The organism is Desulfurobacterium crinifex, from assembly GCF_054656775.1.
Genome location: NZ_BAAHXO010000001.1, coordinates 1 through 14,465, shown reverse-complemented (window position 1 = coordinate 14,465; position 14,465 = coordinate 1). Strand labels below are relative to the sequence as shown.

Genomic DNA, 14,465 nt, shown 5'->3' with positions numbered 1-14,465 from the left:
ATATTTAATATTTTCCCAGTTCTGCTATAGTTTTATGTAAAACTGTTCCAGGGGTATGTCATGGTGGAGCTCCCAAAAAACGCTATGAGGGCTTTAAAGCCTGAACAGAGAGAGCTTATAAAGGAGTATAAGGGCTGGCTCCTTAGAAACGGTTATAAAGAGGGAAGTGCTCAGACTTTGGGCAGGAAAGCTGCCAGGTATCTTTACCTTTGCGAGCAGGAGGGACTGGATCCTGCCGACGAGGTTTCCCTTCTCAAGGTTAAAAAGATATCCCACGACCTGGCCATTAGGGCAAAGAAGTTTGCTGAATTCCTGCAGGAACGAAAAAGAGAGCAGCTTTCCCTTGCTGGCAAGGAGGAGGCTTCTGTTCAGCCTACAGTTGTAGAAGGAACACAGCCAGAACAGAACGTAATGGATGAAGTGGTCAAGAAGCTCAACTCCCTTGAGAGCCTTTTGAGGGAAGCTTTAGCTTCCCAGTCCAAGGGAATTGTTTCCAGAGGTGAAGGTTTTAACCTTGAGATGCTTATAGGAAAGCCTGTGACAGTTAGGACTGTAGATAATAAGTTATACTCAGGAGAGCTCCTCGGATACGATGAGGACATGATATATGTTCTCTCTGTTGAGAACAGAACAGAGGAGAAACGTTTCCACTCAGGAGGCAAAAGAACTCCTTATGTTAAGAGGGTTCCACAAGAGCCTCAGTCTTTCGTTTACTCTATCAGTAGGCAGGTTGTTGAGTCGCTGGAAACTCCTGCCAGCTTCTTTGATTTTGGTTCTGAGCCTGAACGCTAACATTCAAGCTGCTTCTACCGAGGAGATCCTTGTTGATGCCGTCTATAAGCTTATTCAGCGTGTTAACCTGCTTGAGGGGAAACTGCAGGAACTCCAGTCCCGATGCCGCTGTCTGAGTACAGGTGAAAATACATGGAGTACAGGAAGTACGGGGAATACAAAAAAGGTTCAGAACGGTCCACGGCCAGATTTGTGCAGGGTGATTATCGGAACGTTTAGGAACAGGAAGGGAGCAGAAAGGTTTGCCCGGAAGTACGGGAGTAAAATTTCTGCATGCATAAAAATTAAAGAAACTACCTGCCGAAACTGGAAGTGTTTTGTTGTTTTTACTGATGTTCCCAGAGAACAGTACAGAAAGATAAAGATATTGATTCCAGACGCTTTCATTTCAAGGACTACATTACACTTACATACAGAAAAAGAACAGGGATTTTCTACAACTACAGCGGCTACAGGCGTACAGAACTGATTACAGGAACAGTTTGTTCTGGAAGACTGTTTTCATAGCTGTTCGGATTAGCAGGAGGATTGCTGTGAGAAAGCTTCTTGGCCTGCTTGTGTTCTTTAGTTTGATTCCCTGCGTGTCTATCGCTGCTACAGAATCGGAAGTTGAACAAGTGGAGACTTTACTTAAGCAGAAGCTTCCAAATCTACACTTTGACAAGGTTGAACCTTCGCCTATTAAGGGTTTGTACGAGATTCATGCTGGTAGCAACATCATTTATGTTGACCCTTCAGTGGAACACCTTGTTTTCGGTGCTATATACGACTTACAGGGAAAGAATCTTACAGACGAAAGGAGAAAACAGCTTTTCAGGCAGCTTGCCGACGAGATGGCCAGAACGTTTCCTGTTCGTTCTGCAGTTCATGTAGTTGGAAGTAAGAAACCTGCAGTCTTTCTGGTTGCGGATCCAGACTGTCCCTACAGCAGGGAGCTCCTGAAGTTCCTGCTTAGCAGGAACGTTGACTTCTTCGTTATCTTCGCCGATATGCACAGGAATTCCTATCCACACATTCTCTATATCCTATCCAGCAAGGATAAAAGAAAGGCTATTGAAGAAGTTGTTAGCGGTAAGCTTGACGATGAGGCTGATGTTCAGAAGGTGCTAAAGAGTGCATCTGAGGCAGACAAAGAGGAGACTAAACGTTTGCTCGGAAAGTGGAACCAGTGGATGCGGAAATACAGCATTAGAGGAGTTCCGTTTTCAGTTATTCCCAGAAATCAGCAGGTTGTTCAAGGGTTTCGAAGAGAAGTGTTTGAGTCCCTTTATCCGTTTGACATCAGCAAACTAAATCTTTCGGATGCGCCGGTTATAGTCGGTAGTGGGTCCGGTAAGAAAATAGTGGTCGTTACAGACCCTACCTGTCCGTTTTGTAAGAGGGCCTGTAACGCTTTAAGACATCTGGCAAAAGAAGGAAAGGCTACCTTCTACGTTTACCTGTTCCCTATTCACGGTGATTTCTCTATGAAATACATAGCGGACATAATGAATGCTCCTAAGGGAAAGAGAGCTCTTCTCCTTGAAAGATTTTTTGAGGGAAAAGCCTCTCCTTCTGGGGAGCCTATGACTCCTGATGCTGAAAAGGAATTTCAGAAGCAACTACAGGTTATCAATAAGCTTGGTGTAACAGGAACTCCAACTTTCTTCTCCTGGCCTGATGGGAAAAAGATAGTTGGAGCTAATGTCAAGGCTGTGGAGAGGATGATTGAGGGGAGGTAGTTGTGAAAAGATTTTTTCCTGTTCTGATTTTACTTTTTTCAAGCTGTTCTATCTTCTCTCCCTACTCTTCCGAGTTTTCCTGTCCTGGTTATCATCCTGGAACGTGTGCTTCCATACCTGACGTTTACCGGATGTATAAGAGGGGAGCTTTTTCAAACACTCAAGAGCCTGAGGGAACACAGGAGAGCTCTGCTTATAGACCTTTAAAGTGTGATTACAGGACTGTCTGCAGCAGCTGTGGGGACCCTCTTATAGGTGAGCGGAAGTGTTGCAGGCAGGAGAAATATTGCGTTCCTGATAGCGTTTCTAAACACATTGACTATAGAGCAGAAGCTGTAAAAGACAACGCCAATAAAGAGACGGTGATATGGTAGGTTTAAGTGGAAAACGTAAGAGAAAGCACAGGAAGATTGCGGGTTTTATTGCTACGCCGTGGAAACAACTTGTTGAGCTTTATGAGAGCATGCCTCTTTCTCAGTTTCTTCCTTACGTTGCCTACGATTTTCAAAGGGAACTCTACATACTGGCTGACGGTAGGGCAGCTGTCTGCTACGAGGTTCCTCCGCTTATCGTGGCCGGTAACGACTTTCTAAACGGTTGTCGCTCCCTGCTTTCTGAGGTTGAGGATGGAACGATAGTTCAGTTTACGATGTACGCCTCTCCTAACATCTATCCTTTTATCAATAGGTGGCAGAAAGTTGAACATGAGAATGAGGCTATAACGGAAGTTTTTAAGAGAAGGGCCAAGTTCTATGAAGAATACATTCGTAAGCCCCATCCGTTTACTGGTGTACCTTTTAGAGACTTCCGCCTCTTTATCTCAATTATCTTTCCACCTCAAAAAGTTACCAAGATAAAGAACTTTATTGACTGGCTTAAAGCCTGGAGCGGTATAGGTAAGCTTGAGGAAGAGGGAGTTGACGATTTTGAGAGGTATCTTGACCGTTGCCACGATCAAGCTGTCAGCTTTAGGGGAACTATTGAGTCTATGGGCTTTATCAGTAAGGTGCAGAAGACGTTGCCTCCAGACTTTTTCCTGGCCACTCTCCGGGAGATTTTCAATCCGTCTCACGAAATCGTTGAGAGAGCTCCCTACGACCCGGAAAGGGAAATTAGAGAGCAGATGATATTTGCCGACAACGCCATAGTCGTGGAAGACCCTGAGTTCATGAAGATAGACGGGAAGTATCTTGCTTCATGGACTGCTAAGAGCTTTCCTTCTGGATCCTTTCATATATCCCGAATGCTTGAGGTTATGGGGGCAATCCTCCACCGGGATAAGGCTAACCAGATTAAGTATCCCTTTGCCATCAGCACCACTATTTACAAACTTCCAGAGGTGGAAGAGGCAAAAATACTGGCCAAGATATATAGATACAAAAGTACTTATGCTGAAGAAGCTATCCGGAAGTCCGTCAGAATCAGGGATCAGGTTAGAGAACTTGAAATCTACGAAACGATTCGGGCCAGGAACAAGGCAGCTGCAAGGCTCGTTAAGATTCTGGTATCAGGCTTTTTCTACGTTGATGCCAGCGATAAGGAAGAGGCCAGAAGGGAGATACAGAACACTTTTAGAACCTTGAATAAGCTGTGGAGCTCCGCCGGGTTTGAGCTCCAGATAGAAAAGTTTAAAACGATTCCTACCTTTATCTATTCCCTTCCTATGGCTCCTATCAAGGAGACTATGGACTTCCTCAACAGGGCTAAGACGGTTATTATCTCGTCGGTTCCTAATCTCGTCGTGGTCCAATCTGACTGGAAAGGAACCGGTTGGTACAAGAGACCTCAGTATCCGGGTTTTATCTTCTTCTCCCGAAGGGGGCAGGTTCAGCTCATATCCCTGTGGGACTCAGAAACTAACTATAACCTCTTTATTGCGGCTCAATCTGGAGCCGGTAAGTCGTTTCTTATGAACGAGTTCATTACAAACTTTCTCGGGAGAGGAGGACTTGTTTACGGCATAGACGTTGGAAGATCCTACATGCGGGCCGTAAAGGTCTTTGACGGCCAGATGATAGTTTTTGATAGCAAGCTCTGTATCAATCCTTTTACCAACAGCGTTCTCGGAAGGCTTGACAAAATAGCTCAGGAGCTTGGTGAGGATGAGGCCAGAAAGGAAGCTACTGCTGAGCTTGAACAGCTCGTAAGACTCTTTGCAACTATGTGCGGACTTCCTGCAAGCGGATATGCAGACTATAAGGGAGTTCTGGAGCAGGCTATCCGCATAGCCTGGGAGAGAGAAGGACCAGATGCTTCCGTAAGGCTTGTAAGGGATGTTCTCCGAGAGTTTATGAAGGATGAAACGAAAATAGAAATGCGTCCTCAGATAGCAAGAATGATAGAGGCTCTTTACCCTTACGCTGAGGGCCGTTTTGCTCATTTCTATAACGGCAGGGCTAACGTTGACATCAATAAGCCTTTCGTTGTTCTGGAACTTGAGGAAGTTAACCAGTACGAGTCTATGAAGGAAGTAGTTCTTATGTCAGTTATGATGATTCTCTCCCAGAAAATCTACTTGGGAGATAGGTCTATTCCAAAATTGTTCTTTGTTGATGAGGCCTGGGACCTGCTGAGAGGGGAACACACAGCTCGCTTTATAGAGACAGGTTACCGTAGGTTCCGTAAGTATAACACCGTTGCGGCTACTATTACCCAGTCCATTCTTGACTTCTTCATGGAGGAGAACAAAGCGGTAGGTCAGGCCATTATTTCAAACTCCGAGTTTATGTTCCTTCTAAACCAGAGGGAATCCGACCTCCAGAGGGCCTACAAGGAGAACATCCTGACGATTGATGACTTTGCTAAAGAAATGCTTAGAACGGTTATGACCGAGAAGGGGAAGTATTCGGAAATATTCGTCAAGAACTCTGTCACCTGGGGCGTAATGAGGTTTATGGTTGACCGTTTTAGTTATTACCTCTACACCACGGATCCTAAGGAGACTGCTGAGATAGATAGGCTTGTTGAGTCAGGAATGAGCTTGAAAGAGGCCATTGAATTCATGATAGAGAAGGAGAAAGCCTGATGGAGGAGCAGAAGAAAGGTCTATTTGACTGGCTGTTTGCCGGAACTCCGTTTCTTCTTACAGTGGTGGTTTCCCTTCTTATATCGGGAACAATGTTCTACTTCTTGGTTCCTCAGCCTCCAAGGGTTATCTACTCGTTTGATGCTGAAAAGTTTAGAAGAGACCTAACTGCAAGAGCTGCTGTAGAGGGAGCTTCGGTTGCAGTGGTAAGCAACATAACATCGGAGCTCCGCCTTCTCCTTGACGAGTACGCTGCCCGTGGACAGACACTTGTTATAAACAGAAGAGCTTTCCTTGCTAACGGACTGAGTAACATCAGGATTGTAGACATTACCGGTGAGCTGGAGAAAAGGCTCTTTTCAAAGTACTTCTCTTCCGGAAACTTGGACAAGAGGTTGAAAGAGAAACTGTTCATTCAGGGAGAGGGAAAGGTTGACAGAAGCGTTGAGAACTTTTAGAAACCGGTTAATGGAGCTCCCTCCCTGGAAGAGAACTCTGTTTTTACCTCTGCTTATTGGCTTGTTTGCCTGTCTGTTCTGGCAGGGGGCTATTGGTATTTTTAATCACTTCTTTATTCTGGTTCATACCAGAACTAACTCCGATTACTTTACCTCTTTTGTATGTACACGGAGAACCTATTCTGTGAATGAGCTGAATGTAGGGGATTACGTTTACTTTCCCTACCGTGGAGAAAAACAGTATCCCCAGTATGGCGTTGCTAATGGAGAGCTCCTGGTGAAGATGGTTGCTGCTTTGCCCGGTATGAAAGTTAAAGTAGATGATTACCACGTTTACATAAACGGTCAGATAAAGGGAGCTGTTTTACATACAGATAGGAAAGGTAATCCTGTAGATTACTTTCACTACGATGGTCTTGTCCCAAGTGGGAAGGTCTTTGTCATGGCTCCACATTCCAGGTCGTTTGACAGCCGCTATTGGGGTTTTGTTGACGAGTCTTGGGGACTGCATAAGTGTTGGCCTTTGCCGTTATCGGATAAGTGATAATGATTAAGGAGGAGGAAGTTCTAATACAGACTTGTCAAGATAAATTAGCTCTTCGTCTGCTGATAATTCTCTTTCTCGTAGTACTCTTTGGAGTTCTTCTCCTCTTCTGTTTTTGCTTTCTTTTATTTTCAATTTTTTTGGAAGTTCTGTGTAGATAATTTTATTCCCAGCTTTCCATATTATGAGTATAGGCTCAGATGTTTGGTTAGTTTTTTTATTGAAGATTTGAGCTTCAAAATATCCTATTTTTGCAATGGTAAGTGGGCTTACTAATATCCATTTCCATACCGGCAATGCCGCAATTAGTAAGACAATTGCTCCAATTAAGACGGATTTTATCTGTTTTGTCCTTTCATGGTTTTCTTGTAAGGCCTCTTTAATTATTAAAGGGAGTATTGCAGGAGAAGAGAAAGGTAGAAAGTATATTAGGATTAGTAGAATTAAGTAAATCCAGACCATAATAGAAACATCTTGGAACTTACTGGCTGTTTTTGTTAGGAACAACGTACTTATTAGTGCTGGAAAAATCAATGAAAATGGAAGTAAAATGCTAAACCATATAATCATTGTTATAAGTAAGCCTTTAGGATGTTTGTTCTCTTTTTTCTGCATTTTAAGGAAGTCTTTGATATATAAGTAGCCGCTGATGGCTGTGAGAGTAGAAGGTATGATTATTATTAACATAGCAGCTATTTGATGCTTGGGGTTTTTGTATATAAGAAGGAGAGGGATTATACCGAGTAAGCAGCTAATTAGTGTTGTTGAAATAATTAAGCGCTTTTTGAGAGAAGGAATTTGGGGCTTCTTGTTTTTGAATAGTTCTTTAAAGTGGGATTTCGTTATGTAGAAAATTCCGAATGTGAAAGCAGGAAAGAGACCTACAGTTAAAGATATAAATAAGAACAAGTAAATTAAAGTTTGAGGGACGAGAGAAAATAATGTGACTCCTTTGGCTATAAAGATTGAGTAAAGGAATATCCAGATACCTGACAAAGCCAAGATTATGTAAGTGCAAGGTAAGATTGCACTGATAATGGCTTTACAAGTACCAAATACCTTTTCAATGGATTCCTGCATTCTACCCTCTGTTGTTTTGTTTAATTATAGTAATTTAAACACTGTCCTGGCTGTTTTCTCTCTTACCTTATTAAGCTCTTCTCCAAGCTCATTTTCCAAGAGCCTTGCTTTTCTGCCGTTCACTTGAAGGTATTCTAAGGGATTGTAGCCTTTTGCTTTTAGTAGCTTAACGAAGGCTTTGATATCCCATGAAGTCCTCTCCTGGTAAGTCCAGCCTATTTCTTTCCCTTTATATTCAATCGTTCCGTTGATGAGTTGTTTTAGCTGCTCCTGTATCATCTGAGCTTCCGTCTGGATTTTACTGTATCTGTCCAGTAGCTCCATTATGAGTTCTGCATTCTCGTGTTCAAGGGTGGTGTTGGCGCTTTCTGAGCCGTTGCAGAGTCCGTGCTGACGATAGATACAGTATTGGCACTCCCAGTTGGCACGGGGGCGGGGGTCATTTCTGAACATTCTAATTATCTCCTCAAGCTCTTCTCGGGAGATAGATTCTGTAGTTGGGAGAACAACTATGCTCTTACCCATTTTGTAGCGTGTTCTAAGGGTTGTCTTGATGACAAGATAATGTTCTATTTCCTTATCAGGGTACTGCCATTCAAGTAAAGCTTTCTGTATTTTAGCTTGCAGTATGTACTTATAGTTGATGCTTATTCTCCTGCTGTTTGGCTGGAGAATTATCAGTTCTTCTGGCCGTCCTGAAGTTTCGTTATCAAAGGAAAGAACCGTGTGTTTAAGTTCCAGTCCTACTATTTTGTTGCTGTTATACTGGATAAAGCAATCTAAGTGTCCGTCAATGGAGAAAGGTTCACCGTCAACGGTAAAATCGTAGCTGAGGACTTTCTCCTCTTCAAACCTGTTGCCGAATATCTTCTTGAGAACTTCCTTTACTGTTTTCTCAAACAGAAAGCCATCGTCTATGGCAATGTTTCTAACCTCTAAGGTTGGGTGTTGACGGCGAAGTTGGGCTTTCTTAGGACAGCTTATGATTTCGGTTATTCCGTAAGCTCCATCACGGTAAGATATTTCTCTTCCCTCCCTAACGTGAGCAGATAGTTCTGAGAGAATCCTTTCAAACTCTTGAAGAAACTCCATAGTTCCCTCCTTGGATATCGCTTAAGAAGTAATATAATCCTGTAAAACAGAAATGTCAAATCGGCGTAATGGTCCATTTCTTTTACTTTAGATGTTTAACTTTTGATAGAGATGAAACCGAAAGCCTATTGGTTATAATGCTTTTTGAGTTTTTAATTAGCAAATTGGAGGAAGAGTATGAAGTTGCTTACTTATCTTTATGTAGAGGGGTTCTATCCTTTTAATAGGCAGCATTTTAATTTACTTGGAAATTTAGATTTTGATATTATTTCTAATAAATCAGATTCGGTAGTTTTGAAGCTGAATAAATATGATGAATCGTTTTGGAGTGGATTAATAGAGTATTATCCATCTAATCAGATTTATTCCTTAATACTTGGAGAAAATGGAGCGGGGAAAACAAGATTTATGGACTGTCTGTTGTGTTTTCCCTTCGGAGATATAAAAGAAGGAAGATTGATTGCTGTCTTTTGGAATACAGATGAAATTGGTACTCAAAAAGAGTTTGAAGTTTTCGGTATATCAGACGAACCTTTTTATTTTTCCAGGAAGCAGTTAGAAGAGGGGAGGAAAGTAACTCCACATTCTTTCAAAACCAATGTTAACTTATATCAAGTTACAACTGTGATTCCTATACTTTTGTCTTCTGACATTTATTTTTTCCCCTATAGGGAGATTTTGGGGTATGGTGTCTTTTCGGATAAAGGAAAAGTCTCAACCTTAGTGTCTGAGTTTGCAAAAGCTGTGCAGAGTTATTTGAAAAAAACTTTGAAGGTTCTCTCTGGAGAGAGAAAAGTAATTGATGAAAGAAGCTTAGGATTTTTTAGTAGTGGGCACCAATTACAAGAAGGAATAGAGTCTTCTTTGAGAATTATTCGCTCCGAAAAAGTGCTTAGGATTTTGAGTATTCTAATGGAGAAAGAAGTTTTTGATGACGATATAATGGAGCTTGCACTAAATAATTTAAGTATTGAAATATATCCAAATAAAAGGTTGCTTGAGGATTTTCATTCCATGATAAGAGATGAAAAACTGAGGAGAAAATATCCGATATTAAAAAAACTTTATAGGGAATTGGAAGAGCTGTTGGGAGATTTTAGTGATAAGTTTCTGCATTTTTATGTGCTTTTTCTGATAGCTATCCTTATTAATATTTTGCTTTTTGATAGGCGGTATAACTTAATAGAAAAAGATGATTTTAATAGTAAGCTTGAGAAGTTAGAAGAGCTTTTGAGACATAGAAGATTAAGGGAATCTTTCGAGGTCTTAAGAGAAGGTATTTTTATATTCACAGGAGAGAAAAAAGAAAAGGCAGTATTTGGGGATATAGATAAGATCTTAGAGATTCTTTCTCGTTTAGAAGAATTGTTAAATACTGCTGATGAGTTGTCGTCTTTTTATTATGTAATAAATGCAACTCCAGAGTACTTGAAGAAATTGAGAGATATTTTAGTGGAGATTAAAAATGAATTCGTTTTCGGTTCACCTTTCAACATAAGAGTATTAAAAGGATTTCCTACAGGTTTGGAAAGACTATTCCTTCTCTTTGCTGATATAGAAGAAGCAGTAAGGGAAGTAAGTGTAAAAGATGTTTTGCTTTTACTTGATGAGCCTGATGTTTTCTTGCATGTTGAATGGCAGAGAAAGTTTATAGCCTGTTTATCAAGATTCTTAAGTCTTTTTGATAAGAACTTTCAGGTTATTATTGCTACACATTCGCCTTTTTTAGTTTCGGACATCCCTTCTTCTAATATCGTTCTCTTAACGAAAGATAACGGAGTTAAAGTTGAAAAGTTTTCTGAGGGAGATAGAACCCTTGCTCAAAATATTTATGCTCTGCTTGATAAAGGATTCTTTTTAAAGGTAGCGATTGGAGAATTTGTAAGGCGGAAGATTGTTGAACTGTTTCAGAAACCTGGTACTTTTAGTAAAGAATATAGGGATTGGTTTGTTGAAGAGTTGGGGGATAGAATTCTGAGGATTAAACTAAAACAAAGGTTTGGAGAGCTGGGGTGATACCTTTGAGGTATTTTCCTGAAGATGTAGAGGAAGAGTATTATCAGTATGTAACTGGGGAATTTTCCTCACAGAGGAAAGTCGAAGATTGGAATAGTAGGGCTAAATTTTTTTTGTTAGGTGGCCAAAAAAAGAGAAGTTTGAAGTCTGAAATCAGAAGATTAAGGAATAAGAAGCTTAGATGCTGGTTGGAAGAGAAATTAAAAGATATCCTCGTAGGAAGACCAGATAAACTCAGAGAGTTAGGTAAAGAGTTTACATCTGAATTTTCTAAGGCCCGAGGACTTAATAGTTTGAAGAAGTTGTTTATAGACTGGTATGAGTATCTTGCTGAGAGGAGGAAAGATTTTTCTTATTCTCTTCTTAAGGTTATTGATGTGAGTACTTGTCCTTATTGTAACAGGGAATATATCCAGCTTATTTCTTCTTCTAAGGGAGGCGTTAGGCCTCATTTTGATCATTTCTTTCCGAAGTCAAAGTACTTTATCTTTTCTGTAAGTTTGTATAACTTAATCCCGTGCTGCTATTTCTGTAATATTTCGAAAGGGGAAAAGTTTTGTAAGGATTTGAAAGGTCCCTATGAAATTGATGATAGAGATTTTGTTTTCTCATATGACATAGAATTAGATGATAAAGAAATGGGAGTTTTAGCTATTAATTTAAAGGCTATAGAGAGGGGTATAAAGGGTATAAAAATTTTTACGGAATATAAGAAAAATGTAAGATATTTTCGTCTAATAGAAGCATATATGCATCATAAAGATGTCGTTGCTGAAGTGATACTGAAGTCAAGACTTTATCCCAAGGAGTATTTTAAAATGCTGGATAGTGTTCTTGAAGGTTTGTCGTTACTTGGTTCTATTTCCGAGAAAGACTGGTATAGGCTTTTCTTTTCTGCCTACGATAGGGAGAACTTTCATAGACGTCCTCTATCGAAGTTAATCTCTGATATTTATGAGGAAATAAACAGTGGGTAGTATATTTGAACTTTGCTAATCTGTGATGATTTTTATCTTCTCTACGGCTTCAACTTTCTGCTTGTCAGCTATCTTAACATATCCCATCGTTGTTATTGGGCTTGAATGCCCCATCAGTTCTTGAATGATCTGGACAGGTATTCCTCTGCGAGATAGCATTGTTCCGTATGTATGTCTCAACTGGTGAGGGGTGACGCTTGGGTCCCCAGCTTTTTTCCCTATAGACTGAACGGTCTGATAAAGTGTTTGATAGTGCACTCCCAAGGGTAGAACCTTTTGTCTGTTTTCCCAGAGCCATTCAATATATTGGTTCTTCGGTAAAGGAATACGCCTCTCTTTCCGTCCCTTCCCTCTGACTCTTATCCAAATAACTCCTTCGCTATCTTTCTCCAGACTGAATTGGTTGACTGACAGAGCCTCACTTGCTCTTAGCCCTGCCAGTCCCATCAGTATAATGGCTGCCAGCTTCCAAGGGAAGCCTTCTTTTGCTCTTTCCTCTGCAATCCTTAGCATTTTCCAGAATACTTCTTCGGAGACAGGTTTAGGGAGCTCCCTTCTGGTTTTCGGCTTTATAAAGTCCGGGACTTCTGGAAGTTCTATCTCGGAAAAGTCCCTGAGAAACTTTCTCAAGGACTGATAGGCTGCTATCGTCTGTTCCCTAACAGAGCTTGAGATGATATTTCCTATTGCGTGGGCAATTTCAGGCTTTGAAAGGGGGAGCTCCCTGTCTCCGATAGTGGAGAGGAGTTCCTTTAAACGGCGACGGTAAGCTTGAAATGTTCTGTGGGAGAGCTTGTGCAGGGCATAAGTTTCCCACTGTTCCAAAGCCTCTTTGACAGTCATTTCTTCACTGTTTCCTTCCTAAAAGAATTTTAATTTTTCCTTTGCCTCTTCTTTGTTAGAGGCGGTGAAAACTGCTGTTACTTGAGAATCCCACGCTTTTGCTTTGTTTCTTTCCCTCATAGCTTCTTCATAAGAGGAGTAGGGGCCACATGGAACCCATTCTCCTGGAGGAGGGGGATGGGTTTGTCTAAATCCGAACCAATATTTTCTTTCCATTTTTAACCTCTCTTTTACATAGATAAGTTATCTTATCTATGTGGTTTATGACCAGTTTAGGTTTGTAGTCAAGTATCAGAATTTTTGTGTAAATTTTTGTGTATTTGTAATTTTTACATTAAAATGCTAAAAGTGGTTAATTGTAAATCAATGAATTATTGACATTTCAAAAATGGAGCTTTATTAGAGATTTACTCCTCTACTAACGCATCCAATGTCATTGCAGTCCTCCAAGGTTTATAGTTTACTGTTCTTAATGAATTTATGCAGAGTTTAAAGGAACCCCACCGGCTACTAAGCCGGTGGGGGATAAGGAGAGGGGAATCTAAAGGTTTTACGCTGGCAGAGGTTGGGAAGACCACCAACCTGAATATAAAAATTTTACTGTCTGACTGAGGTGGATCCCAAAAACCGCACCACACCCTTAGTTAAAATTTTTAAACAGGAGTCCGATGAGAAAGAGAAAAAAACTACTCGCCAGAATTCAAAGCCAAGGTAGCTATTAAAGCCATCAATGGAGAAAAGACCATCTCCCAGATAGCATCAGAATTCGGCGTTCATCCAATCCTTGTAACCAAGTGGAAAAATTGATTACCGAACACCTGATGAGGTTTATTACGGGAGAAAGGTATTAACTATGAATGATAGAATAGTGGTGCAAAATTAGGGATCCACCTCAGACCTTCTTCGTCAAGGATGGTGTTATGAATAGGTTAGAACTTCTTTTAAGACTCGCCAAAGAGTTGAGAAAAATAGAGGGAGTCAAAGAGGTAGAAGGATAATATCTCGAATATATTTTATTTATGTTTCTGCTGGTTCCTAACAGTAATAAAACAACTTAGAGAGGATAAAAGATGGTTAGAGGTGAAGAGCTAAAGGCTCTTGCAAGAAAGAAGTTTCACTACTTTAAAATCCTTGAGAAAAAGCACCAAGAACTTGATGATATTATAGATAAGATGGAGAAAAAACACGTTCTAACACCTCAAGAAGAAATTGAACTTGAGAAGTTAAAAAGAGAAAGGTTAAGGCTTCGTGACGAAATGATGCTTCTTATGAAAAAAGCCCAGGAGGATCAATAAGAGATAGAATTTTTTAAAGCTCTGAATTTCCAGGTAAATAGCTTGGCTTCTTACAATAGGATTTGTATTGGTTTTCCACAGTTAAGTGGAAAACTATGTCAATTGCTGGTAGGCATTTTCCTCTGCTGAAGGAGGATATTATCATCAGTCATCAGGGAGTATTATACATTCGTTTTGTAAAGATTTTCATCTGAGTTCTTTAAAAATCTTATTTATTAGGTTCACGACTGCTTCAACAGTAAAACGCAAAAGAACCATATATCTGTTTTCGCTACACTTAACTGTACTTAGAACGAGTTTGTTGTCCGTTCCTATCTTTAACTCTGCCGGTTCAAACTTTTTACTTTATCTTGCTATTTTGTGCTTTGTCCCTATAGAAAATCAAATTAAGGAACTTCCTAATTTCATTCACTGAAATAGCCAATCCATTTCCATTAGGTGATCTACTTAGGTTAATACCGACTATTTGACCACTTTCATTAACAACAATGGAACCATCGTAGCCTGAGTTCAGATACAGGTTATGTTCAAACACTTCAAGGCCTTTTTCTTTTCTTATGTTGAGGATTTTCCCACGTTCAACAACGAATCCAAAAGTGGTTATAATGCCAGTTAATACATT

The 14,465-nt window shown here is 40.4% G+C and carries 14 protein-coding genes and 2 pseudogenes; 11 read left to right on the top strand and 5 right to left on the bottom strand.

Annotation, left to right across the window (positions count from 1 at the left end):
• Window positions 1-60: 60 nt before the first annotated feature.
• The 7 genes from ACYQ3A_RS00080 (at window position 61) to lepB (ending at window position 6,540) form a co-directional block, all read left to right on the top strand.
• On the top strand, window positions 61-792 hold the full coding sequence (locus ACYQ3A_RS00080; protein WP_459894282.1) for a hypothetical protein: 732 nt from the start codon (window positions 61-63) through the stop codon (window positions 790-792).
• Window positions 734-1,261, top strand: a complete 528-nt coding sequence (locus ACYQ3A_RS00075) for a hypothetical protein (RefSeq protein WP_459894280.1) — start codon at window positions 734-736, stop codon at window positions 1,259-1,261. Before ACYQ3A_RS00080 ends, ACYQ3A_RS00075 begins: the two co-directional genes overlap by 59 nt.
• Window positions 1,262-1,325: 64 nt before the next feature.
• Window positions 1,326-2,513, top strand: a complete 1,188-nt coding sequence (locus ACYQ3A_RS00070) for a disulfide isomerase DsbC N-terminal domain-containing protein (RefSeq protein ID WP_459894278.1) — start codon at window positions 1,326-1,328, stop codon at window positions 2,511-2,513.
• A gap of 2 nt (window positions 2,514-2,515) precedes the next feature.
• Entirely contained in the window at window positions 2,516-2,887 is a 372-nt protein-coding gene (locus tag ACYQ3A_RS00065) for a hypothetical protein (RefSeq protein ID WP_459894276.1), read from the top strand.
• A complete protein-coding gene (locus ACYQ3A_RS00060; protein WP_459894273.1) occupies window positions 2,881-5,538 on the top strand; it encodes a TraC family protein in 2,658 nt (885 codons plus the stop codon). The genes ACYQ3A_RS00065 and ACYQ3A_RS00060 overlap by 7 nt, the downstream gene beginning before the upstream one ends.
• A complete protein-coding gene (locus ACYQ3A_RS00055; RefSeq protein ID WP_459894270.1) occupies window positions 5,538-5,996 on the top strand; it encodes a hypothetical protein in 459 nt (152 codons plus the stop codon). The genes ACYQ3A_RS00060 and ACYQ3A_RS00055 overlap by 1 nt, the downstream gene beginning before the upstream one ends.
• Before the next feature lie 10 nt (window positions 5,997-6,006).
• Window positions 6,007-6,540, top strand: a complete 534-nt coding sequence (lepB, locus tag ACYQ3A_RS00050) for a signal peptidase I (RefSeq protein WP_459894601.1) — start codon at window positions 6,007-6,009, stop codon at window positions 6,538-6,540.
• Window positions 6,541-6,546: 6 nt separating this feature from the next.
• On the opposite strand, the gene ACYQ3A_RS00045 is transcribed toward lepB, so the two are convergent.
• Both ACYQ3A_RS00045 and ACYQ3A_RS00040 read right to left on the bottom strand, forming a co-directional pair.
• Window positions 6,547-7,620, bottom strand: a complete 1,074-nt coding sequence (locus ACYQ3A_RS00045) for a hypothetical protein (RefSeq protein WP_459894267.1) — start codon at window positions 7,618-7,620, stop codon at window positions 6,547-6,549.
• Between the two features lie 24 nt (window positions 7,621-7,644).
• Window positions 7,645-8,712, bottom strand: coding sequence for a hypothetical protein (locus ACYQ3A_RS00040; protein ID WP_459894264.1), 1,068 nt, complete (start codon window positions 8,710-8,712; stop codon window positions 7,645-7,647).
• Window positions 8,713-8,889: 177 nt separating this feature from the next.
• Between ACYQ3A_RS00040 and ACYQ3A_RS00035 the strand changes: the two genes are divergently transcribed.
• Together ACYQ3A_RS00035 and ACYQ3A_RS00030 are read left to right on the top strand one after the other, a co-directional pair.
• A complete protein-coding gene (locus ACYQ3A_RS00035; RefSeq protein ID WP_459894261.1) occupies window positions 8,890-10,728 on the top strand; it encodes an AAA family ATPase in 1,839 nt (612 codons plus the stop codon).
• 140 nt (window positions 10,729-10,868) lie between these two features.
• Window positions 10,869-11,705 (top strand): HNH endonuclease family protein, encoded by an 837-nt coding sequence (locus ACYQ3A_RS00030; RefSeq protein WP_459894259.1) that lies wholly within the window; start codon window positions 10,869-10,871, stop codon window positions 11,703-11,705.
• A 15-nt stretch (window positions 11,706-11,720) separates the two neighbouring features.
• Here the strand turns inward: ACYQ3A_RS00030 and ACYQ3A_RS00025 are convergent, their stop codons facing one another.
• Together ACYQ3A_RS00025 and ACYQ3A_RS00020 are read right to left on the bottom strand one after the other, a co-directional pair.
• Window positions 11,721-12,548 (bottom strand): tyrosine-type recombinase/integrase, encoded by an 828-nt coding sequence (locus ACYQ3A_RS00025; RefSeq protein WP_459894257.1) that lies wholly within the window; start codon window positions 12,546-12,548, stop codon window positions 11,721-11,723.
• 18 nt (window positions 12,549-12,566) lie between these two features.
• Entirely contained in the window at window positions 12,567-12,764 is a 198-nt protein-coding gene (locus ACYQ3A_RS00020; protein WP_459894254.1) for a hypothetical protein, read from the bottom strand.
• A 471-nt stretch (window positions 12,765-13,235) separates the two neighbouring features.
• Between ACYQ3A_RS00020 and ACYQ3A_RS00015 the strand changes: the two are divergent.
• A pseudogene (locus ACYQ3A_RS00015) lies at window positions 13,236-13,355 on the top strand (transposase); the annotation flags it as partial.
• A 263-nt stretch (window positions 13,356-13,618) separates the two neighbouring features.
• Entirely contained in the window at window positions 13,619-13,843 is a 225-nt protein-coding gene (locus ACYQ3A_RS00010; protein WP_459894252.1) for a DUF465 domain-containing protein, read from the top strand.
• A gap of 340 nt (window positions 13,844-14,183) precedes the next feature.
• On the opposite strand, the pseudogene ACYQ3A_RS00005 reads toward ACYQ3A_RS00010, so the two are convergent.
• A pseudogene (locus ACYQ3A_RS00005) lies at window positions 14,184-14,465 on the bottom strand (hypothetical protein); the annotation flags it as partial.

Coding starts and splice junctions, on each gene's coding strand:
- ACYQ3A_RS00080 (WP_459894282.1), top strand. CDS start 61: ATGGTGGAGCTCCCAAAAAACGCTATGAGGGCTTTAAAGCCTGAACAG.
- ACYQ3A_RS00060 (WP_459894273.1), top strand. CDS start 2,881: ATGGTAGGTTTAAGTGGAAAACGTAAGAGAAAGCACAGGAAGATTGCG.
- ACYQ3A_RS00055 (WP_459894270.1), top strand. CDS start 5,538: ATGGAGGAGCAGAAGAAAGGTCTATTTGACTGGCTGTTTGCCGGAACT.
- lepB (WP_459894601.1), top strand. CDS start 6,007: ATGGAGCTCCCTCCCTGGAAGAGAACTCTGTTTTTACCTCTGCTTATT.
- ACYQ3A_RS00045 (WP_459894267.1), bottom strand. CDS start 7,620: ATGCAGGAATCCATTGAAAAGGTATTTGGTACTTGTAAAGCCATTATC.
- ACYQ3A_RS00040 (WP_459894264.1), bottom strand. CDS start 8,712: ATGGAGTTTCTTCAAGAGTTTGAAAGGATTCTCTCAGAACTATCTGCT.
- ACYQ3A_RS00035 (WP_459894261.1), top strand. CDS start 8,890: ATGAAGTTGCTTACTTATCTTTATGTAGAGGGGTTCTATCCTTTTAAT.
- ACYQ3A_RS00025 (WP_459894257.1), bottom strand. CDS start 12,548: ATGACTGTCAAAGAGGCTTTGGAACAGTGGGAAACTTATGCCCTGCAC.
- ACYQ3A_RS00020 (WP_459894254.1), bottom strand. CDS start 12,764: ATGGAAAGAAAATATTGGTTCGGATTTAGACAAACCCATCCCCCTCCT.
- ACYQ3A_RS00010 (WP_459894252.1), top strand. CDS start 13,619: ATGGTTAGAGGTGAAGAGCTAAAGGCTCTTGCAAGAAAGAAGTTTCAC.